At 48.2% G+C, this 22,909-nt stretch carries 14 protein-coding genes; 12 read left to right on the top strand and 2 right to left on the bottom strand.

Going from position 1 to position 22,909, the window contains the following annotated elements; all coding sequences use genetic code 11:
• Positions 1 to 4,252: ESPR domain-containing protein (locus GVI43_RS09410; RefSeq protein ID WP_211959079.1), on the bottom strand; the 4,252-nt coding region annotated here is incomplete at its 3' end.
• 1,258 nt (positions 4,253 to 5,510) lie between these two features.
• Here GVI43_RS09410 and GVI43_RS09405 point away from each other — a divergent pair.
• The 8 genes from GVI43_RS09405 (at position 5,511) to larB (ending at position 15,522) form a co-directional block, all read left to right on the top strand.
• A complete protein-coding gene (locus tag GVI43_RS09405) occupies positions 5,511 to 6,611 on the top strand; it encodes a glycerol dehydrogenase (protein WP_159566603.1) in 1,101 nt (366 codons plus the stop codon).
• 398 nt (positions 6,612 to 7,009) lie between these two features.
• Complete coding sequence (locus tag GVI43_RS09400; protein ID WP_159566602.1) at positions 7,010 to 7,921, top strand: dihydrodipicolinate synthase family protein; 912 nt, start codon at positions 7,010 to 7,012, stop codon at positions 7,919 to 7,921.
• A gap of 126 nt (positions 7,922 to 8,047) precedes the next feature.
• Complete coding sequence (locus GVI43_RS09395; protein WP_159566601.1) at positions 8,048 to 9,568, top strand: UxaA family hydrolase; 1,521 nt, start codon at positions 8,048 to 8,050, stop codon at positions 9,566 to 9,568.
• 118 nt (positions 9,569 to 9,686) lie between these two features.
• A complete protein-coding gene (locus tag GVI43_RS09390; protein ID WP_159566600.1) occupies positions 9,687 to 10,982 on the top strand; it encodes a nickel pincer cofactor-dependent isomerase, group 22 in 1,296 nt (431 codons plus the stop codon).
• Between the two features lie 354 nt (positions 10,983 to 11,336).
• On the top strand, positions 11,337 to 12,593 hold the full coding sequence (locus GVI43_RS09385) for an MFS transporter (protein ID WP_159566599.1): 1,257 nt from the start codon (positions 11,337 to 11,339) through the stop codon (positions 12,591 to 12,593).
• 97 nt (positions 12,594 to 12,690) lie between these two features.
• Positions 12,691 to 13,950, top strand: a complete 1,260-nt coding sequence (gene larC / locus GVI43_RS09380; RefSeq protein ID WP_159566598.1) for a nickel pincer cofactor biosynthesis protein LarC — start codon at positions 12,691 to 12,693, stop codon at positions 13,948 to 13,950.
• A gap of 50 nt (positions 13,951 to 14,000) precedes the next feature.
• Complete coding sequence (gene larE / locus GVI43_RS09375) at positions 14,001 to 14,843, top strand: ATP-dependent sacrificial sulfur transferase LarE (RefSeq protein ID WP_159566597.1); 843 nt, start codon at positions 14,001 to 14,003, stop codon at positions 14,841 to 14,843.
• Positions 14,830 to 15,522: a nickel pincer cofactor biosynthesis protein LarB gene (gene larB, locus GVI43_RS09370; protein WP_211959078.1), complete on the top strand. Its 693-nt coding sequence runs from the start codon at positions 14,830 to 14,832 to the stop codon at positions 15,520 to 15,522. The genes larE and larB overlap by 14 nt, the downstream gene beginning before the upstream one ends.
• A gap of 94 nt (positions 15,523 to 15,616) precedes the next feature.
• Here larB and GVI43_RS09365 read toward each other — a convergent pair whose 3' ends face one another.
• Positions 15,617 to 16,354: a hypothetical protein gene (locus GVI43_RS09365; RefSeq protein ID WP_159566596.1), complete on the bottom strand. Its 738-nt coding sequence runs from the start codon at positions 16,352 to 16,354 to the stop codon at positions 15,617 to 15,619.
• Between the two features lie 398 nt (positions 16,355 to 16,752).
• On the opposite strand from GVI43_RS09365, the gene cspE reads away from it, so the two are divergent.
• The 4 genes from cspE (at position 16,753) to GVI43_RS09345 (ending at position 22,901) form a co-directional block, all read left to right on the top strand.
• Positions 16,753 to 16,962 carry a transcription antiterminator/RNA stability regulator CspE gene (cspE, locus tag GVI43_RS09360; protein WP_036015188.1) on the top strand — a complete coding sequence of 70 codons (210 nt, stop codon included), beginning with the start codon at positions 16,753 to 16,755 and terminating at the stop codon, positions 16,960 to 16,962.
• A 510-nt stretch (positions 16,963 to 17,472) separates the two neighbouring features.
• Positions 17,473 to 18,570, top strand: a complete 1,098-nt coding sequence (locus GVI43_RS09355) for a NapC/NirT family cytochrome c (protein WP_246201650.1) — start codon at positions 17,473 to 17,475, stop codon at positions 18,568 to 18,570.
• A gap of 16 nt (positions 18,571 to 18,586) precedes the next feature.
• Entirely contained in the window at positions 18,587 to 21,043 is a 2,457-nt protein-coding gene (locus GVI43_RS09350; RefSeq protein WP_159566595.1) for a trimethylamine-N-oxide reductase 2, read from the top strand.
• 262 nt (positions 21,044 to 21,305) lie between these two features.
• Positions 21,306 to 22,901, top strand: a complete 1,596-nt coding sequence (locus GVI43_RS09345; RefSeq protein ID WP_159566594.1) for an ABC-F family ATPase — start codon at positions 21,306 to 21,308, stop codon at positions 22,899 to 22,901.
• The last annotated feature ends 8 nt before the right edge of the window (positions 22,902 to 22,909 follow it).

Raw genomic sequence — 22,909 nt, 5'->3', positions numbered from 1 at the left:
ATGAATTCAGATTACCGCTCTGAATAACCGATGCCGCCGAGTTATTCACCACCAGCGCTGAGCCGCCGTTAGCCTGAGCAACGTTCACGCTGGCACCGCTTTTCACCGTGGCATCATCCGCGGTGTTGACCAGAATACCGGTACCGCCGACGCCGTTCAGGTTAATCACCAGCGCGGTTGAATCAGACATATCCAGTTGGGAGGTATTCGCCACCACGCCGCCGGTGGCGGTTTCAAACGCCAGACCGGTACCGCTGCCGGATACGTTGATCGAACCTTGGTTCGTTTGCGCTAACGTTGCCGCGGTACGGATACCTTTGCCGTCAGCCACGTTAATTTGGGTGGTGCCGGTTAGCTGCAGGCCGCTAATTTCAGCCTTGTTTTCAACGCCGTTACCGGTTGCACCGGCGGCATTGACGTTGATTTTTGCACCGGCAATTATCAGGCCTTTGGCGCCGGTATCCAATAACACACCGTGCGCGGTGCCTTGTCCTTCAACCGTACCTAAACCGCTACCGGCCAGATTGAGCGATGCATCCTGACCGAGCTTAATCGCCGCTTCGCCGTTGGTCGCGACGATATTACCGCCGGTGCTGGTTACGACTGAGCCTGCACCTTCCACCGATACGGCAACGCCGTTGACTTTAATATCGCTGGATGTGTTTTCAAACTTACCGTTAATCACCTTCACGCCGGTGTTGCCGCTACCCAGAGTAAAGTCGATATTGCCCTTATTAACTAATAGCCCCTGATTTTGAGTGATAAATCCGATGGCATTATTTAAGGTGCTGGTAATGTTGGATTCATTGGTCAGGGTAGAGCCGGTATTACTGGTCAGAATGTTACCGGCCAAATCATATTCGTTGCCGTCAACTACGCCCACCACTGCGCCATCGCCCACCAGGCTGACGGTAGTGCCGGATTTTAACGTACCCTTGGCCGCGCCGGTGATATACATACCTTTTGCGCCCGCGCCTAAGATTTGGAAGTCGCTGCCGGAAGAGGCGATCACCGTGGTGCCTGCGCCGGTGGCCCAGATACCGTTAGAATCTTTACCGGAGGTTTGCATCTGCAGCACGCCCGACTGCGCTGCGCCGTCTTCAATACGGAACAGCGTCGACTGTTTACCGCTGGCGTCCAGTATGTTACCCGGCAGTAGGCTAGTCAGAATGCTTGAACCAGTGCCAATGACACGGAAGGCAATCTGGTCGGTCACGCCGGTGGCTTCAGCGGCAAATACCGGTAATGAGTTACCGGACAGGATCACCTTACCGCCAGCCATCGCCTCAACGCCGACCGCGCCTTGCCCCTGCATATCAATAGAACCGCCGGTCATATTGACCGTGACTGCGCTGCCCGAAGCCTGAATACCCTTAGTGCGGTTGGCGTTGGTGCCGCCTTTTAGCACTAAGTTACCGCTATTATTAATGGTGGTAGCCAAATTCGACGAGCTGGCTATTAGACCAATACCGCCGTCCTGTAAGGTAATGCTACCGCTGTTGCCGCCAACAGAGCCGTCTAATACCTGAATACCGGTGGTGTTTTTGCCGCTAAAGGTAATATTGCCGGAGTTGCTCAAGGTTGAACGGTTACGGGCAATATAGCCGGTAACGTCATCCAGAGATGAATTTAGATTGGCCCCGGCCACCAGAAGCGTTCCGGTACCAAAACCGGCAACGCCCGCATCGAGAGTTGCGTTGTTAAGTACGCCGGCAATCGGTGCACCAACGTTAGCACCGGCTAAGTCGTGTTTTTGCCCATCGGCAATACCGGCAATGGCACCGACGCCGATCAAGTTAATGTTAGCAATAGCGGCAATTTTACCCTGCGCCCCGCCTTCCACTAACACGCCGGTGGCATTCTCGCCGCTCAGATTGAGCGTCATGCCGCCAGAGTTATAGGCCGATACATCGGTACCGGTTAAGCCGGTCACCATCACCGCAACGGAATCTTTACCAGATGCAGTGAGCGCAGAACCGGCACCCGTACCGCCGGTAAAGTCGGCACCGTCTTCCATACGGAACAGAGTAGAACGTTCAGTAGAAACATTCATAGTACCCGAACCGGTATTGGTCAGAGAGGCTGCCGGACCGTAAACGAAGAAGCCAATCTGGTCAGTACCGGACACGAACTTCACTTCCCCCGATCCGTCGATAGCAATACTGCCGCCGTCACGGGCGTGAACGCCAATCGCGCCGGTGCCAGCTAGATTAACCTTACCGGTTAACGTAATTTTACTATTCGGGTTATGCGACCACAGACCATAGTTGCGCAAACCCGAAGCCGGGTCTGTTCCACCGGTTATATTGATAGTCCCGCTGGATAAGGCTTTAGCGCCAAGAGAAGTCTGGATACCAATATTATTTATGCCCAGCAGGTTAATGGTGCCCGCATTATCTACGACGGTTCCGGTCGCAGAGTTAACGGTGCTTATTCCGTAGTTAACCCCCGGACTAGCGCTGTAGTGACCATTAACCGTAATGGTACCGTGATTCGTCACATGAACAGGCAATACGTTAGTAATATTGATCGCGCGACCGTTTTGAACCAGATCGCCAACGATCAGAGAGCCTTTGTTATCGACTACCGCGCTCGTCGCTGACACCCGGATCAAATCCCCGCCGATAGTCTGAACGACATTGGCACCGCCCCGGGCAATCGATGCGGAAGTGGTATCTGTGCTTCCTTCGCGGCCTAGGTACATCACACCATCGGTCTCGTTAGCAAAGTAGGCTGAACCTAGATCCAAAACAACGCCATATAGCGTAGAGGTACCGGTCGTGGTAATAGTACCGACGTTATAAGTCCCGTGGTTTTCCGCACTTGCCCCATTTCGAACGTAAAGCCCAATATTTTTGGAGCCAGTTGTATTGTTACGGTTCCAGCCAGCTAGGTTGACGACGCCATTATTGACATAGGTGGAACCGGCACCGGCCACCGAATCAAAGCCCCCGGAACTGCGTAGGCCGCTTAACTCGCCGAGATTACGTACGCCGTTGTTAATGGCATGGCCACCAAGATTGGCTACTAATCCACCGGGCTCGTTATATCCAAAGGTTGTGACAGTGCCGTTATTAATCACGGTAGCGCCATTAGAGGCTAACAAAGCCGCCTTGCCTGATGATAGCGTTATAGAACCGGTAGTACCCACCTGCGCCAACGCATTGACACCGTCAGCATGCATCGCAGTCTGTGTACCGTTTGCCTGATATAGCGGATCGCTTGCCGGGATCAAAAGCGGGTCTCGAATTAACTGGTAGTTATTACTGGTTGTCGTGACCGCTGCCGCAATAGCCGCATTATATGCAGACTGGGCTGCCGTTCCGCTGCCCAGCTTACCGGCAGCCAGTTGCGTAGCCAGCCAACTGTTATAGGCTTGAAAGTCGGCCAGATTATTAACCGTTCGGGTTTGTACACCATCGCTGGTGGTCACCGTAAAGGTGCCATTATAAGTCTGGGTAGCAATTAGCTGATTCGCTGGCACTAAACTTCCGAAGGTAACATCGGCGTAAATATCCGCAAACTCCACTACGTTAGAGGAATTCCAGTTAGCCGTGCCATCAGTGACCTTGATAAAAGCGGTACTCTTAACTGAGGTATCGCCCACCATACCGTTGACATTTATGTTTAGCGTACCGCCGTTAGTGACGTTAGCGATCTCAGCTTCAATAAACGGACTGGCACCAGCAGGCGTAGGTTTATAAACATAGAAGCCAAATGCCCCGCCCGGAGTGACCTGAGTGATGTTCGAATTATTGTAAATATTGACGGTCGTCGCCCCCCCGGTGATGGGGTCAGGCACAACAACGCTACCGCTTTGTGAACCATAAACTAAGGTAAACGTTCCGTTAGGGTCGACTGCTCCGTTCACATAGCCTGCGTTATAGCCCTCTACGATACTATAAAGCCGCTTATCGACGCCGGTAGAGCCAGAAAATATCGTGTCACCGGACAAATTCACGGTACCACCATTAACGCTAATGCTACTGGCTTTGTTGTTAAATTCACCGACGGTTACCGTCGGATCAATAGTAATATCAGTGGCCCCAGTGGCAACGGCTGAAGTGCCCATTAGTACGACGCTAACGATAGCGCTAAGCAGCGATTTTTTGCTTCTAAATATCGGCGTAACAGTGCGGCTTAGCGTTGTCCCCGAACTGACCGTACTTTTAGTTTTACCACGGCTCAATTCAGAGGCTACAACCCACAGCCCCAGCGCACTGTTCCAAATAATTCGATATACTTTGTTCATAAAAGCTCCAAAAGGTAATAAGTCAATCCCTGTGATTTCACGACATCAATTTCCAGAGAGCTAACTAATTAGCTCTGGAAATATGATAATTTTTGTTTATTTTTCCATCGGATAACGTGTTACTCAGAAGGGTAATAATTAAATGGAGATAATTACTCCAGAAATTGAACCAACTGAATTCAGGTACACTTTCAGCATTAATAAATAGCCAATTAACACACTGTTACTGAATGGTAAAAATATATAATCCCACAACTCATACGCGATGAATCATAGAACAAACAAGTCTTCCTATAATTTTAAAACCCTAATTCCAGCGGATTATAATGTAGTTTTTATTTATTAAACACCCAAAAATGGTAAAAGAAGATAAATTTACGAAAATATTGACGCACAGCACATTCGATCGAATAAATAACCAGATTGAAGTTATACCCCAACAAATCAGCAACAAAGAGAGAAATAAACTAAATGGCACATCCAAATCAAAATAAAAGATCTCAATTAAATATAAACGCGCTCAATTATTTTTTAATAATATTTTCATAATCAATGAGAGAATTTCATTAACATAATAAATACAAATTAACACCCATTTAAATGATAACTACATTTGGGTACACCCTTAATACAACCTTGTGTAAAAATAAATTAATGATTGAAAAAACGGATATCATTTATATATAACGATATAAATGAATTTAATAATTCAGGCATAGCGTAATGGGATTGAATTTTCTCGTTATTAATCGTTTAGATATCCAATCGAGCAACACAGTCAAGATCGGCGTTAAATACCTGTAGCTGGCCCAAAAAGCCAGTAACAGGAAGCTGCTACCCTTCCCGATTAATCGTGACCATTTGACGATCCAAGCGGTGGAATGCCACCGTTGCCACGCATTAATCAATTATTCTTCATAATCATAAGGTCGAGTCAGATTTAGCGTCCCTGATACACTGTTTTTCTACAGAACAGCTTCACCTTATATAGAACAAGATATCTAACGGCAGGTACAAAACGACTGACCGATCACTGCGTCAGGGAAAACCAATAGATATCAGATTATTAATACGCTCCCCTCACCTATAGCAGCAAAAAAATATTGCTGTCGGTCACATAAATTCAACTTTACCGGTACATACGATTGACTCTTAACTCGGCCGAGTTGAATATGAATCCACATAAAGAACATATGTTCCACATGAAGAACAAATCAGCAGCCGTAACTATTTTTCAACAACCTTTAAGGAATAAAAAATGATTACTACTGCTATTTTTCCCGGCCGCTATGTTCAGGGTGCTGATGCTATTAAGCTGTGCTTAGGCGAAGAGCTATCCCGCCTAGGCAAGAAAGCGCTAGTGTTACAAGACCCGTTTGTTAATAAAGCGCTGGGCGACAAGATTGCTAAAGCACTCGACGGCAAAGTTGACTATCAGGTCGAGGTGTTTAATAGCGAATGTTGCGATGAAGAGATCGGGCGAATTTCAGCGCTGGCTAAAGCCTATGGTGCAGAAGTCGTGGTCGGCATGGGCGGAGGAAAAACCTTAGATACCGCTAAAGCTACCGGCGCAGGGCTTAAGCTTCCCATAGCCATTGTTCCTACTCTGGCGTCGACCGATGCTCCCTGTAGCTCATTGGTAGTGATTTACACTCAAGAAGGCCAGTTTAAACGCTACATGATGATCCCACGCAACCCTGACGTGGTGCTGGTCGATTCAAAAGTGATTGCTCAGGCTCCGGTTCGTTTTCTGGTCTCTGGCATTGGTGATGCGCTGGCAACCTGGTTTGAAGCCGAAGATTGCAGAATTAAGATGGCGGGAAACATGACCTCTCGCCCGGGCCCGATGTCTGCCTTTGGTCTCGCACGCCTTTGCTACGATACCCTGTTAAAATATGGCGTTCTGGCTAAATCTGCCTGTGAGCAACAGCAGGTAACGCCGGCCCTTGAGCACGTAATTGAAGCCAACACCCTGCTTTCCGGTTTGGGCTTTGAAAGCGGCGGCCTCGCGGCAGCGCATGCCATCCATAACGGCCTGACCGTTCTGCCACAAACCCACAGCTACTGGCACGGCGAAAAGGTTGCCTTCGGTACGCTGGCAATGTTAATGCTGACCGACAGAGAGCCTGACATTATCAATACGGTATACACCTTCTGCCAGCAGGTCGGGCTACCTATCACGTTAGAAGATATTGGTCTGAAGCAGGTCAGCGATGAAGACCTGATGAAAGTGGCTAAGGCATCCTGTAATGAAGGTGAAACCATCCACAACGAGCCTTTTGAAATTACGCCTGAGAACGTTCTGGCCGCGCTTCGGGCCGCAGACGCAGAGGGTATGCGCCGTAAACTGATGGCATAATTTTAGCGGTATTCTCTAAACAATCCTACGGCCTGCCGTATTGACGACAGGCCGCTTTACCGTTGGCTATTTTCTTCTCTCTACCGGCAGGCCGGTTGTCACGCCGCGGGCCAAACGCACATCACATTATATTGAGGGATTAGCTGAATATTCTGACGCATTTCGGTACGCCTTTTTCCATCATTTTATCGGACTCAGGCATACCCGGTTTACGCTGAAATTCGGCACCAGAACTGTCATTTTTACAGGGTAAAATACTAAGCCGATCACAGTTCTATTTACCCGATCTCGTTTTGCATAAAAAAAAGTTGACTATCCCGAGAATGGAGAGCAGCGTATTAACACACAGAACAACAGTTCCATATACGGAACTTATTTTAAATGGAGCGCTGCATAATATGAGTCTTGATAAATTTAAAGGTATTTTCCCGCCGGTTCCGACTATCGTCGATGGTTCAGGCAAGCTCGACCGCGTAGGTATGGGCAAACTGATCGATAGAGTGATTGAAAACGGTGCCAACGGCATGCTGATTTTGGGCAGCGGTGGTGAATTTTGTCATATGTCTCATGAAATGCGTCTTGAAGTCGCAGAATTTGCCATGCAGCACGTAGCTGGCAGAGTACCAGTACTGCTGGGCATTGCCGCACCGGGTACCGATGAAACTATTCAATACGGGCTTCATGCACAAAAAATTGGTGCCGCGGCCGTACTGGTAGTGAACCCTTATTATGCAATGCTAAACGGTGAATATCTCTATCACCACTATAAGACTATTGGCGAAAGCCTGACCGTTCCGGTGATGTTATATAACTTCCCGGCGTTAACCGGACAAGATATCGGCCTCGATATTATTACCCGCTTAGCGAAAGACGTGCCGAATATCATCGGCATCAAAGATACTATCGATAATATCAGCCATACTCGCGAAATAATTAACCGGGTCCACGCTTTCCGCCCTGAGTTTATTATTTTCTCTGGCTACGACGAATATATGCTGGACACCCTAATCCTTGGCGGCCACGGCGGCATTCCTGCCACGTTCAATATTGCCCCACAGGTTACCGGTGGCATATACAAAGCGTTTGTCAATAAAGACTATGAAAAGGCCTTTGAACTACAGCGTACTCTGGCGAAGCTTTCGTCGCTATACGCCCTTGAGTCGCCGTTCTTTGGCGTAGTTAAAGAAGGCATTAAAGCGTCAGGTTTAGATATTTCAACGGAAGTAATTGCGCCGGTGAGAAAGCTTTCGGCCGATAAGATTGCTCAGGTTAAAGACATTCTGAAATCCGTTGGCATTAACGCAAAATAACAATAAGAATCGCAAGTTATACCCAAAAGTCACTGACACCTGTAGCAAACGGGCAAAACCCACCCCGCTGCTACAGATGCCATAATAAAGTCAGGGCCAAGGGTAAAATTATTATCAGGAGGTTTCATGAGTCATGTTTATCCCGTAATAAAGCTCAACCCTAACGACGACGTCGTGGTTGCCCGTTCTCCGATCGCTGCGGGAACCCTGCTGCCTAACGAAAACGTCACCGTTCAGTCTGACATTCCGGAAGGTCATAAAATATCCCTGCACGATATTGCCGCCGGTGATGCGGTAAAACGCTACGGTCAGATTATCGGCTTTGCTTCTCAAGCCATTAAAGCCGGTGACCATATTCACACCCATAATCTGAGCATGGGCGACTTCGCCCGGGATTATGCCTTCGGTGAAGATACCATTGAGCTGCCTAAGGCGGAAAAAGTCGATACCTTTATGGGTATCAAACGTGCCGACGGGCGTGTAGCAACCCGCAATTTCATCGGCATTCTGACCTCGGTAAACTGTAGCGCTACCGTTGCCCGCGCCATTGAAGATCACTATAAAAAAGTGGGTTTAGAAAATTATCCTAACGTCGACGGCGTGGTTGCCCTGCCCCAAAGTTTCGGCTGTGCCATTGGTTTTGATAGTGAAGCCATGGACGTTATGCGCCGCACGCTGAGCGGATATGCCCGCCACGTCAACTTTGCTGGCGTCGTTATCATTGGTCTTGGCTGTGAATCTAACCAAATTAAAGATCTGATTCAGGTTGAAAAGCTGACTGAAGGCAAAATGCTCCACACCATGACCATTCAGGAAACCGGCGGAACCCAGAAAACCATCAATAAAGGCATTGCCGTGATTGACGGTATGCTGGCTGAAGCGAATCAGGTTAAACGCGAAGTAGTACCGGTTTCTGAAATCATTCTAGCCTTAGAGTGCGGCGGTTCTGACAGTTACTCCGGTATTTCAGCCAACCCGGTACTCGGCTATGCGGCGGATAAAATCGTTCAGCAAGGCGGTACGGCGATACTATCAGAAACCTCTGAAATTTACGGCGCAGAGCACTTACTGACTCGCCGTGCGGTTACGCCAGAAGTCGGTAAAAAGCTGATTGCCCGCATTGAGTGGTGGGAAGACTACTGCGCCCGGAACAAAAGTGAGATGAACAATAACCCGTCTGCCGGTAATAAAGTTGGCGGCCTGACGACCGTTCTGGAGAAATCGCTGGGCGGGATCGCCAAAGGCGGAACCTCTAACCTAGTCGACGTTTATGAGTACGCAGAGCCGGTCACCGCCAAAGGCTTGGTATTTATGGATACCCCGGGATACGACCCTATCGCCGTAACCGGGCAAATTGCTGGCGGTGCGAATCTGCTGTGCTTCACCACCGGACGTGGTTCTGCTTTTGGCAGTAAGCCAACTCCGTCTTTAAAGCTGGCGACCAACAATACGCTATGGCAGCGTCAGGAAGAAGACATGGACATTAACTGCGGCAACGTGGTTGAAGGAACAGAAACCATCGCCGAAGCGGGCGAGCGTTTATATACCATGATCCTCGAAATGGCGTCGGGCAAGAAAACCAAGAGTGAGCAATTCGGCTACGGTGGTCTGGAATTTGTCCCTTGGAATATCGGCTCAATCATGTAATTACTGATTATTGATGCACGGCTATGAATCTATGCCGTAAGACAGGAACAGATAGCGGTGCATCAATAACAAAAAGAATAGCTAATTATTTTGATAAGCATGAATAGGAGTTATTACCATGTCTTTTATTGACGAACTATTACAAGATGTCCCCTTGCCCAATATGATAAAAATTCGTCAGCACTTCGCCTCTCCGGACGAAATTGCTGATATTGAGTCGGTCGTCAGGGAACAGCTAAATAAGCCAGAAATAAGACAAACCATTAAACCTGGCATGACGATTGCCGTTGGCGTTGGCAGCCGCGGAATTGCGCAAATCCCCAGAATAGCCCGAGCAGTCATTACAGAACTAAAAGCCCTCGGCGCTAAGCCTTTTGCCGTTCCGGCAATGGGTAGCCACGGCGGAGCCACGGCTGAGGGACAGCGACACGTGCTGGAAAACCTCGGCATGACCGAAGAAACGCTGGGCTGTGAAATTCGCTCATCGATGGAAACGGTCAAGCTCGGCGAACTGGATAACGGCCTGCCGATCTTAATGGATAAGAATGCCATGCAGGCTGACGGCATTATTGCCATTAACCGCATCAAAGCGCACAACGCCTTCACCGCACCGATAGAAAGCGGCATTATCAAAATGATTACCATCGGTTTTGGTAAACAGGACGGTGCCGATTCTTGCCATACCCATGGCTTTGGCAATATGGCAAAAAACATTGTCGATATGGCCAGAATTAAGGTGAAAAAAGCTCCGTTCTTATTCGGCGTGGGTACGGTTGAAAATGCCTATGACCAAGTCGTTAAGATTGAAGCTATTGCCGCTGACCGCTTAGAAGAGCGCGAAACTGCCCTGCTGGCGGAGTCAAAAACTTACTTTCCTAAGATCATGTTTGATAACGTAGATATTGCGGTTATCGATCTCATGGGCAAGATCTATTCCGGCGGCGGTATGGACGGACACGTGATGGGACGGGCTCCTACGCCTTTCGTTGAACCTATCGCGACCATCAGGCCTGACCGCATAACCGTATTAGACCTACACCACCAAAGCGGCGGTAACGCCACCGGTATGGGATGGGCAGATTACTGTACTCAGCGCCTGTATGACAAGGTCGACCTGCCGGAAACTTATCCAAACGTGATTACGTCTCGGCTGGCCCGCGATGGCTTTATCCCGGTTATCATGTCGTCGGATAAACGAGCCATTCAGGTAGCCATTAAAACCTGCATTATATTAGACGGCCGGACTGAAGCTCGAATGGTCAGAATAGCCAACACCTTGCACGTCGGTGAAATATATATTTCTGAAAATATGCTGGAGGATGCCAAAGCAAATAATAACATTGAAATACTAACTGAACCGACTCAATTTATTTTTGACCAACAGGATAACTTTACTGATATAGGTCAATGGTAATAATTAATACGTAATAATGATAAGAATTAAAAAACCAATAATAAACCGTTTATTTAGGCTGATGACAAAGTTTAACGATTGAACGCTTGCTCTTAAAAATAGTCAATCGGAGGGAAAGCGTGACAGGCTATGTCCTCGCACTCCATAACGGCCGGTAGAAAGGCTTGGCCCTGAGCCCGTAGCATTTAACGTGCTGGCTCTCGGCCGCCTGAAAGTGACCGTATTCCGATAGTCTATTGGCAAGTAAAACTAACAAAACAATGTAATTAAACGCTTTTATCGGTAACTAAAAATAAGAATTCGGTTTATTTAATCCTAACAACATATAACTACATAATTTTATAAGGACATACTATGTCTATATCTTTACCGTCGATCGTTAATAAAACTAAATGGCGACTAATACCATTTATGCTGATGTTATATATATTAGCCTTTTTGGATCGATCAAATATCGGTTTTGCCAAACAAACCTATCAGCTAGACATCGGCCTAAGTAACGAAGCCTATGCTCTGGGTGCTGGACTGTTTTTCGTGGTTTACGCCTTTTTAGGCGCACCGGCAAACCTATGTTTAAGAAAGTTTGGCGCTAAACGCTGGATCGGTGTCACCACCCTAGCCTGGGGTGCGCTTTCAATGGCGATGGGCTATGCCGATAGCGAAGCAAAATTCCTTACCGTACGCGTATTACTGGGTATTGCCGAAGCCGGCTTCTTCCCTGGTATGATCTACCTGACCTCCCAATGGTTCCCGCAGTCTAACCGCGCCAGCGTTATGGGCCTGTTCTATATGGGTGCCCCCTTAGCCATGGCCTTTGGTTCCCCGTTATCCGGTGCGCTGCTTGAACTGCACGGCCTGCTTGGTCATCCGGGATGGTTCTGGATGTTCATTATTGAAGGTGGGCTGGCGTTTGCCGCCGGTCTGTGGACATTCTACTACTTAGACGATGCGCCAACCTCTGCCCGCTTCCTGTCTGCGGAAGAAAAGACGGTGCTGATAAATCAGCTCAGAACCGAAGAGAGCAAAAAGGAAGCCTCCAGCATTATTGAAGCGCTGAAAAACCCTAGAATATGGCATTTGGCCCTGATTTACGGAACAATCCAGTGCGGCGTGTATGGTCTGATCTTCTTTTTACCGACCCAAGTTGCCTCGATTATGGGCAGTTCAGTTAACTTCATGACCTCCGTTGTTACCGCTATTCCGTGGATTTGCGCGCTGTTCGGAACGTTCTTTATTCCTCGTTATTCAGACCGCACTCAGGAAAGACGCAAAATTGCAGCCGCAACCCTATTCGTCGGCGGTATCGCAATTATGAGCTCTTCCGTTGCAGGCCCGTATGGCGCTATCATTGCACTATGCTTAAGCGCAACCGCGTTCTTTGCCTGTCAGCCAATATTCTGGGCTATCCCGACCAGTATTCTTTCTGGTAGCGCACTGGCCGTTAGTATAGGCTTTATCAATATGTTCGGCGCTTTCTTCAGCTTCGCGGCCCCAATTATCCGCGTTCATGCAGAAACCGTGTTTAATAGCCCAGCCGCCGGACTGGTTGCCATTGGTTCCGTCGCCTGTATTGGTTCGATAGCCATTATGGCGCTAAGAAAGCAGAAGTAATAACGACAAGAAACAGGGCCGGTTATTACCCCTTTCGGGCCTAATAACCGGCTATTCTGATCAAGGTCGATAAATGAAAAAACAGCCCAGAGACCCTATGCATATACACCTTGACGCGGTCGGCGGTATTGCCGGAGACATGTTTTGTGCCGCCATGCTTGATACCTTCCCCGAACTGTCTACGCCGTTGTTTAACCAGCTTAATCAGCTAGCGTTAAGCTCATCGTTAGATATTGAACTGGAACCGGCACAGGATAAAGGGCTGAACGGGAAGCGTTTTCAGGTTCGGCTCAAAGGAAAAAACGTTAAAGACACCACCCACTTTGTTTTCCACAGTCATCAACAGCACGCCTGTGTATTAACGCCCGCGGCCAGCCAGCACCAGCACAACAGTTGGCAAAAAATTATCCATACCCTAGAACACGCACCGCTTGCCGACGACGTACGGCAGTGCGCTATCGAGATTTATACCCTGCTGGCTCAGGCTGAAAGCCAAGTCCATCAGGTTGAGCTATCGCAGATTCATTTGCATGAAGTCGGCGCACTGGATGCGTTGGCCGATATCATCAGCGCCGCATTTCTGATTATCCACTGTGGCGCTAAAAGCTGGTCGTTTTCCTCCCTGCCTTGGGGCGGAGGAACGGTACGCTGCGAGCACGGTGAGATACCGGTTCCGGCCCCCGCAACGCTAAAGCTACTCGAAGGTTTTAACTGGCATGATGACGGAGAAAGCGGCGAGAGAGTCACGCCCACCGGTGCCGCCATTCTGGTATGGCTAAAACAGTTTCAACGCCCCATCGGCGGCCACGCCGAACGTGCTGGCTATGGTTTTGGTAACAAACGCTTGAAACAGCGAGCCAACGTATTGCGGCTCTGCCCGTTCACAGCTGAACGCCCTCTTGCGCCAAGTGATAAACCCAATAATAACTACTTGAGCCAGACGGTCTGCGTGATTCAGTGCGACATTGATGATATGACGCCAGAACTGCTGGCGATTGCCCAACAAAAACTGCGTGCATTAGGCGGCCTAATCGACCTTACCAGCCAAACGTTACAGGGCAAAAAACAGCGCTGGGTAGTGAGGCTAGAAGCTATCTGCCTGCCTGAAAATTTATCTGAAATATGCGATGCGATATTCATTCAAACCTCTACTCTCGGCGTGCGCTATTGGGAAACTCAGCGTTTCATTTTGCCACGCACTCAAGAGCAGGTTGAGTTTAACCAACAAAACTGGCCGGTGAAGTATGCCCTGCGCCCCAACGGTGAACGCAGCTGCAAGCTAGAGGCCGATTCATTGCTCGACCACTTTGTCAGCCACTACCAACGACAAACCATGAAGGGCAGTATTGAAAAATAGCAGTGACCCAAGATAGAGAATCATTTATTAGTGCAGGTTAAGGAGACAACATGAACAGCAATGACCGCGCTCGGTCAGCCTTACAACGGTTGGAAGATTGGCTGATGTCCATCGGGCAATGTACCGTTGCCGTCAGCGGCGGCATCGACAGTATGTTGATGGCTTACGTTGCCCACCGGGCGCTTGGCGATAGCGCGCTGATGGTTCATGCCACTTCGGCGGCCGTCCCTCAGGCCGATGGTCTGCGGGTCGAAGAATATGCCCGTCGCTATCAGTGGAACTTTAAGCGGGTCGTCACCGGCGAAATGGATCAGGAAAACTACCAAAAAAATCCGGTTAACCGCTGTTATTACTGCAAAAGCAGCCTTTATCTTAACCTGCGTCATTTAGATCACGGTCAGACCGTCAGCGGTACCAATCTGGATGACCTCGGAGACTATCGCCCGGGGTTAATTGCCGCCCAAGAACAGAATATCCGTCATCCTTATATTGAATGCCAGATTGATAAAAACACTATTCGGGAAATGGCAGCCCTGCTTGGCCTGACCGATCTGCAAGATTTACCAGCATCGCCCTGTCTGGCGAGCCGTGTCGAAACCGGCATCCGTATTTTGCCGGGGCAGTTGGACCTGATTGACCGCGTTGAACGCTTGGTTCGCAGCCAGATTGTCGGTGAGACTATTCGTTTTCGCATTCGCCAGTCCGCCATGGTGTTAGAGCTTGACGATCGCGTATTAACCCAGCTAACGCCCTGCTACCTCGATGAGCTTTCTCAAAAGATAGAGACCATGGCAAAAGAGAGCGGATTGAATGCGCCGCTGTCTATTTCAGCCTATCAGCGGGGCAGCGCCTTTGTTGGTCATAAGGAGCCGGTAAACTATGTCCGCGCCTGATGAGTCGATACCTTCTATGCCCACGCCTGACATTATAATGGATTTCGGGCGATTACAGCGCTGCGGTATTGAAGAAGCGGTGTTTTGTGAATTCAAACGCAGCGAACAAATTGAACACATTCTGTCGCTGGCAAAAGAGAAGCAGCATCGGCTACTGCTCACGCGCCTGACGCCGGAAAAATTCGTTCAACTGTCTGAAAGCTGGATCCGTCAGTTGGAATATAACCCAACCGCACACTGCGCCGTGTTTGGCGACAATGTTTCCTTAGCGGCTCCGACCAGAATTGGCATAATTTCCGGCGGCTCATCGGACGCTTCCGTCTGCGAAGAGATCAAAACCACCCTTAACTTTCATGGAATAGGCTGCGATCTGCATCAAGACATTGGCGTTGCCGGGCTATGGCGGTTGCAGGAGAGGTTGCCCGTGCTGCGTCACTACGCCATTATTATTGCCGTTGCCGGTATGGAAGCGGCATTGCCAACGGTGATCTCCGGGTTAGTCAACGCCCCGATCATCGCGGTGCCAACCTCAGTTGGCTATGGTATTGCCAGCGGAGGCCACGTTGCGCTGAACGCCTGTCTGGCGAGCTGCGCCGGCGGCGTAATGACCATGAATATTGATAATGGATATGGCGCAGCCGTGGCGGCGATAAGAATTTATAAACAGATTGTGGGTTAACGGATTACTAAAATATCTAAGACTCAAGCAGAGAGCGGGCTACTTACCGTAGCCCGCCCGTCATCCAGCAGAAAATGGTTTTATTCCAACCTTCTCAAAATGACTTCATTTCCTGATTAACCTTACTCAACCACGCTTTATGCAATTTACGGTAGTGGGGCTTTGCCCGGCGGGCTGTAAGTTGAATGGTTTCTAACTGTTGCTTTGCCGCCACCATGTTGCCCTGCTGTTGTAGCAACTGATAATAACGATATCGCGCTTCAGGACCGGAATAGTAGTCGATCAATACCTGATATTCCTCTTCAGCCTTAGCAAACTGGCGGTTCTCAGCCAGCGCTCTGGCATACAGCAAATGGCCATCCTGCGACTGATAGCTTGGATTAGCCACTATCACTGCCTCTAACGTGCTTTGACAACTCACCGAATCGTGGCTGTCAAACTGGGCATGGGCCATTTTAACCATAATATCGGGGTCGTGAGTAAAAATGCCGGTTAGTGCATTTTTATATTCCTCAACCGCCTCTTGTGGGCGACCAACCCGGGCGAGTTCGTCGGCCAAAAGAACGTAATTTTGGCTGGTTTGGGTAATCTCGAGTTCATCCCTGAGCATACGGATATAGCGTTCCGGGTCTATTTTATCGTAGGCATGGTTAACAAGCCTATGGCCATCACGGCTACGCAGTGCGTTCGGCAGCATAACGCCAAGAGCATAAATAGCACAGCCAATGCCAGGCAGCCCGATAATCAGGTATAGCCAATAACGCTCCTGATCGGATTTAATCGCATGTACACCGCATAAAATCTGAATAAAAACCACGAAAATAACGGGCATTTTAGCACTCCTTGCTAAAAAACAAGCTCAACAGAAGCTAAACAGACGTATAAAAAGTCCTTAATAATAAGCCGTCTTCAACGTGTTGACAATCAGAACTACGGGCTAAAACCATCAGAAAACAGTAGGTTTAAAAATGCCTAATTATCGTTATTTTAGAATAATTCAAATTAAGGGTTGCTATTGCCTCACCAAAATGCGTTAATACTGGCACAGGCTGGAACGCAGTCTATTATATGTATGTCATTTTGAGTAAAGTAGTTCCTATTTCAAGCGTTATCTCTCGATATCACTTATCTGATGAATTTCTTCTTAGTGCCGCCATATGTAATAACTAAAATCACAGCTTATCGTCGCCTACTGTTTAGGCGTACATAATCACTAGAGGAAATTAAAAAATGGCTAAAATTACTGGTCAGGTAAAATGGTTTGATGCAGGTAAAGGTTTCGGTTTCATCACTCCAGCAGACGGCAGCAAAGATGTATTCGTACATTTCTCTGCAATCGAAGGTAACGACTACAAAACATTAGATGAAGGCCAACAGGTTGAATTCAATGTTGAAGCTGGTCAGAAAGGTCCTTCAGCTGCAAACGTAGTTGCTATCTAATTAAGCTCCGGCTTAATCAAGATTTAAAAAACCGCCTCAGGGCGGTTTTTTGTTGCCCGTCATTTTCCGTTCTTTTTATTCTGATTATTTCCATACCCCCTATCCTCTTTTGTTACGATTAAATAAAAAATAATATTCGTTAATCCTGAAATAGGGTTTCTTTATTTATATGAATAAACCAACCTCAGGTAAAATTATCCTGACACGCAAACTCCAAAATATGTTAACGCTTGTTAGTCATTAATTTATAAATTTGTTAAATAAAATAAAAGATTATTATCCAATTGATATAATTAGATATTTTTATTTTTCAAACCTTTCGATATGTAAATTAATATATATCGATATTTTATTATTTATAAAAAACTGTGATTGATCTGATAGATAAATAGTAGTGCAGTGACTATTATTTATTGAACAAACGGTAATGCAATCATTTCTAAATTAATGAGCACAGAGACTTAGTTTTTTTTCAAACGAGTGCTTATTGATATACAAGGTAGTCATACGATGAAAATGAAAAAAGCAAGCGTCGCCCTGATATTATTTATCGGTCTTATTCTAGGTGCTATTGGTTTCGGCAGTGGCTCTTATCTGTTACATAAAACTTCAGAAACTCAGTTTTGCCTCTCATGCCATACCATGCAAACCCCCTATGATGAATATACCGGTTCCGTGCATTTCACTAATCAGAAAGGTATCCGCGCCGAATGCTCTGACTGCCACATACCTAAAGCCCCGCTCGACTTTCTGATCGCAAAAATGAAAGCCAGCAAAGACGTTTACCATCAGTTTGTTACCGGAAAAGTTGACACGCCTGAAAAATTCGAGCAACACCGCCTCGAAATGGCTCAGGAAGTTTGGAAACAAATGAAAGAGAATGATTCTGTAACCTGTCGTTCTTGCCATCAGTTCAGCGCCATGGACATTCAGTCGCAGAGTGCAGACGCTCAAAAAATGCATAATCTGGCTATCAAAGATAAGCAAACCTGTATCGACTGCCATAAAGGCATCGCCCATTTCCCTCCGGAAATAAAAATGGACGATCAAGCCATGACAAACCTGCTCGATAGTGCCAAACAAACGCCATCAACCGCTGAAGTGGTTTTCCCTGCCCAGCCAATTCAGTTGGGGAATCTGGGTACCGCCTATCCGGCAACCGCGCTTAAAGTGACTAAAACCACCGGCACTCAGCGGGAAATCACCATCGAAGGCTCTCAAATGAAAGGTGCCGAACAGGTTATCTATCTGTCCCAAGGCCAGCGCCTGATTCTGGCAAGCCTAAGCGAAGAAGGTGAAAAAGCGCTGCAGATTAACGGCGATTTCACCAAAGACCAATATGACAATGAATGGCGGCCGGTTTCGTTAAAAGCCACCATCAACGAACCGGTACTGGCGAAGCAAGAGCCGCTTTGGGCCTACGCAGAAAATCTGGATAACGTCTATTGCTCCGGCTGCCACGCCAAAATATCCGCCACGCATTACACCGTTAATGCATGGCCAGCAGTCGCCAAAGGCATGGGAGCCAGAACCGACATTTCGCCTGAAGATTTAGAGATTTTAACCAAGTATTTCCAATACAACGCCAAAGACATAAACAGTCACTAATTATAGAGGATGCTATATGAATGTTACACGTAGAGGCTTTCTGAAAGGGACCGGAGCAACAGCCGGAGCGATGGTTATATCATCAGCAATACCGCTTCCAGCCTGGGCAGATGCACCCAATGGCATCATCCTTACCGCAGGACGCTGGGGTGCAATGAACGTAGAAGTAAAAGATGGAAAAGTGATTTCATCTAAGGGTGCGCTGGCAAAAACAATTCCTAATAGCCTGCAAGAGACCGCTCCCGATCAGCTTTATACCAACGCCAGAGTTAAATATCCGATGGTGCGTAAAAGCTATTTAGCCGCACCGGGAAAATCAGACGGCAAACGCGGCAGCGATGAGTTCGTGCGCGTATCTTGGGATGATGCCTATAAGCTAATTCATGAACAACATATGCGGATCCGCAAAGCGCACGGGCCTGCATCGGTATTTGCCGGTTCATACGGCTGGCGTTCAAGTGGTGTACTGCATAAAGCCCAAACGCTACTGCAGCGTTATATGAGCTTAGCCGGTGGCTATTCTGGCCATATGGGTGATTACTCCACCGGTGCGGCTCAGGTCATCTTGCCTCACGTTATAGGCTCAACCGAGGTGTATGAGCAGCAAACCACCTATCCAATGATCATGGAACATACTCAGGTGGTAGTGCTATGGGGCGTAAACCCGTTGAATACGCTGAAAATCGCCTGGAGCAGTACTGACGAACAGGGTATTGAATTCTTTAATAAGCTAAAAGCATCGGGAAAAACGGTTATTGCCATTGACCCTATGCGCTCAGAAACCATCGAATTTTTTGGTGATAAAGCCCAGTGGCTGGCACCAAACATGGGTACCGATGTGGCCCTGATGCTGGGTATCGCCCATACCATGGTGAGCAAATCGCTTCACGACAAGGCATTTTTAGATAAGTACACCACCGGCTACGATAAGTTTGAAGAATACCTGTTAGGTAAAACCGACAAAACGCCGAAAACGGCGGTCTGGGCAGAGGCTATCTGTGGCATTCCGGCTAAACAAATTGAGCTATTGGCAGAAATTTTCAGTAAAAATAAAACCATGCTGATGGCCGGCTGGGGCATACAGCGCCAGCAATACGGTGAACAAAAACACTGGATGCTGGTTACGCTGGCCGCTATGCTAGGCCAAATTGGTACTGAAGGCGGCGGTTTTGGCTTCTCGTATCACTACTCTAACGGCGGTAACCCAACCCGCAGCGGCGGCATATTATCCGCTATTTCAGCTAAAGTGGCGGGCGGCTCATCCGCTGGTAACGACTGGGCAGCCTCAGATGCGGTAAGCAGCTTCCCACTGGCGCGGATCACCGATGCACTGGAAAAACCTAACACCAAGTATCAGCACAATGGACATGAAGGAACCTATCCGGAAATCAAAATGATCTGGTGGGCCGGTGGTGCAAACTTCACCCATCATCAGGATACCAACCGGTTAATCAAAGCATGGCAGAAGCCAGACTTAGTGGTGGTTTCCGAGTGTTACTGGACCGCGGCGGCGAAGCATGCAGATATCGTTCTGCCTATCACGACATCGTTTGAACGTAATGACCTCACCATGACCGGCGACTACAGTAATCAACACTTAGTCCCCATGAAGCAGGTTGTCGCTCCGCAGTTTGAATCGCGCAATGACTTTGACGTATTTGCCGATATGACCGAATTGCTGAAACCTGGCGGCCGTAAGGTTTACACCGAAGGCAAAGAAGAGATGGACTGGCTTCGTGAGTTCTACGAAGCGGCTCAAAAAGGTGCCCGCGCTCAACGCGTTAATATGCCGCAGTTCAACCAGTTCTGGCAGGCAAATAAACTGATTGAAATGCGTGACAACGAAAAGAATGACAAGTATGTACGCTATGCGGAATTCCGCGCCGATCCGGTAATGAATCCGCTAGGAACGCCGAGCGGTAAAATAGAGCTATTTTCTAAAACTATCGAAGGATTTGGCTATAAAGACTGCCCTCCTCACGCATCGTGGCTGGCACCAGACGAGTGGAAAGGTTCTGCCAAAGAAGGCCAACTTCAGCTGTTGACTGCCCACCCGGCCCATCGTTTACACAGCCAGCTAAACTATGCCGGTCTGCGTAAGCTCTATGCGATTGCCGATCGTGAACCGATCACTATCCACCCGGATGATGCCAAAGCGAGAAATATCGCTAACGGTGACTTAGTCCGGGCTTATAACGATCGCGGGCAGGTGCTGGTGGGTGCGTTAGTCTCTGACGGCATCAAACCCGGCATTGTCTGTATTCACGAAGGTGCATGGCCAGATTTAGACCCAGCGGCCGGTGGCATTTGTAAAAATGGAGGGGCGAACGTTTTAACCAAAGATATTCCAACCTCACAGCTTGCCAACGGGTGTTCAGCCAATACGGCTCTGGTCTATATCGAAAAATACACCGGACCGGTACTGCCACTGACAGCGTTTAATCCACCGAAAGGTGAAAGCGCTGGCGCATAACGCCACCTAGCCCCATCGCTGGCCGATATTATTATCGGCCAGCGCTTCACGCTACAACGCGCTTTGTTACATTAGCCCATCGTTCAATCTTCGCAATAATCTCACTGCCATTAGATTAATTTAATTTTTCCGGCTAAGATGCCGTCCGGAATAAAACGATCGGATAAAATTCAGCCGGTGTTGGTTATCAATTGTGCATAACCGACGCCAATCTGTGGCATAATGTGCCCAATATCACATTTTCAACCTATGAGTACTCGTCTTGTTAATAAGTAATAACATCACTATGCAGTTTGGCTCCAAGCCACTGTTTGAAAATATCTCTGTCAAATTCGGCGGCGGCAACCGCTATGGCCTAATCGGCGCGAACGGCAGCGGTAAGACAACCTTTATGAAGATCCTCGGCGGAGACCTGATTCCCAGCGCCGGTAATATCTTCCTCGACCCTAATGAGCGCTTAGGTAAACTGAAACAGGATCAGTTTGCTTTCGAAGAATATAGCGTTATCGATACGGTTATCATGGGCCACGTTGAGCTATGGGCCATAAAAGAAGAACGCGATCGTATCTATAACCTGCCTGAAATGTCGGAAGAAGACGGCCTGAAAGTTGCCGATCTTGAAACCGAATTTGGCGAAATGGACGGCTACACCGCCGAGTCTCGCGCAGGTGAACTGTTACTCGGCGTTGGCATTCCGGTAGAGCAGCATTTCGGGCCGATGAGCGAAGTGGCTCCGGGCTGGAAACTGCGGGTATTACTGGCTCAGGCGTTGTTCGCTAACCCTGATATTCTGCTGCTCGACGAACCAACCAACAACCTGGATATCGATACCATCCGTTGGCTGGAACAGATTTTGAATGAACGCAACAGTACCATGATCATCATTTCCCATGACCGCCACTTCCTGAATATGGTGTGTACCCACATGGCCGATCTGGATTACGGTGAGCTGCGGGTTTATCCGGGCAACTACGACGAATACATGTCTGCATCAACCCAGGCCCGCGAGCGTCTACTGTCTGATAACGCCAAGAAAAAGGCGCAAATCAACGAACTTCAGTCTTTTGTCAGCCGCTTCAGTGCTAACGCATCTAAATCACGTCAGGCCACTTCACGCGCCCGTCAGATTGATAAGATTCAACTGGAAGAAGTTAAAGCCTCTAGCCGCCAGAATCCGTTTATCCGCTTTGAGCAAGATAAGAAACTGTTCCGCAACGCGCTGGAAGTCGAGAATCTGTCGAAAGGCTATGACAAAGATCCGCTGTTTAAGAAAGTTAACCTGATGGTTGAAGTCGGCGAGAAAGTAGCCATTCTGGGTACCAACGGCGTGGGTAAAACCACCATGCTGAAAACCCTGATTGATGAAATAGCGCCAGATACCGGCCGGGTTAAATGGTCTGAAAATGCCAATATTGGTTATTACGCACAGGATCACGCTACCGACTTTGAAATTGATATGACGGTATTTGACTGGATGAGCCTGTGGATGCAGCCAAGCGATGATGAACAGTCAGTGCGCAGTATTTTGGGCCGCCTGCTGTTCTCTCAGGATGACATCAAGAAGAATGTGAAAGTGTTATCCGGTGGTGAAAAAGGCCGCATGCTGTTTGGTAAACTGATGATGACCAAGCCGAACATTCTGGTTATGGACGAACCCACCAACCATTTGGACATGGAATCTATCGAATCGCTGAATATGGCGCTGGAAATGTATCAGGGTACGCTGATTTTCGTTTCCCACGACCGCGAGTTCGTTAGCTCACTGGCCACGCGGATTATCGAAATCACGCCGGAGAAAGTAACTGACTTTACCGGTAATTACGAAGATTACCTGCGTAGTCAGGGTATTTCTTCCTGATAGCTTAT

This window comes from Budvicia diplopodorum (assembly GCF_009800925.1).
In the GTDB taxonomy this organism is placed as follows: Bacteria; Pseudomonadota; Gammaproteobacteria; order Enterobacterales; family Enterobacteriaceae; genus Budvicia; species Budvicia diplopodorum.
Note: the sequence above shows the minus strand (reverse complement) of the source record. Positions and strands in the feature narration are given on the sequence as shown.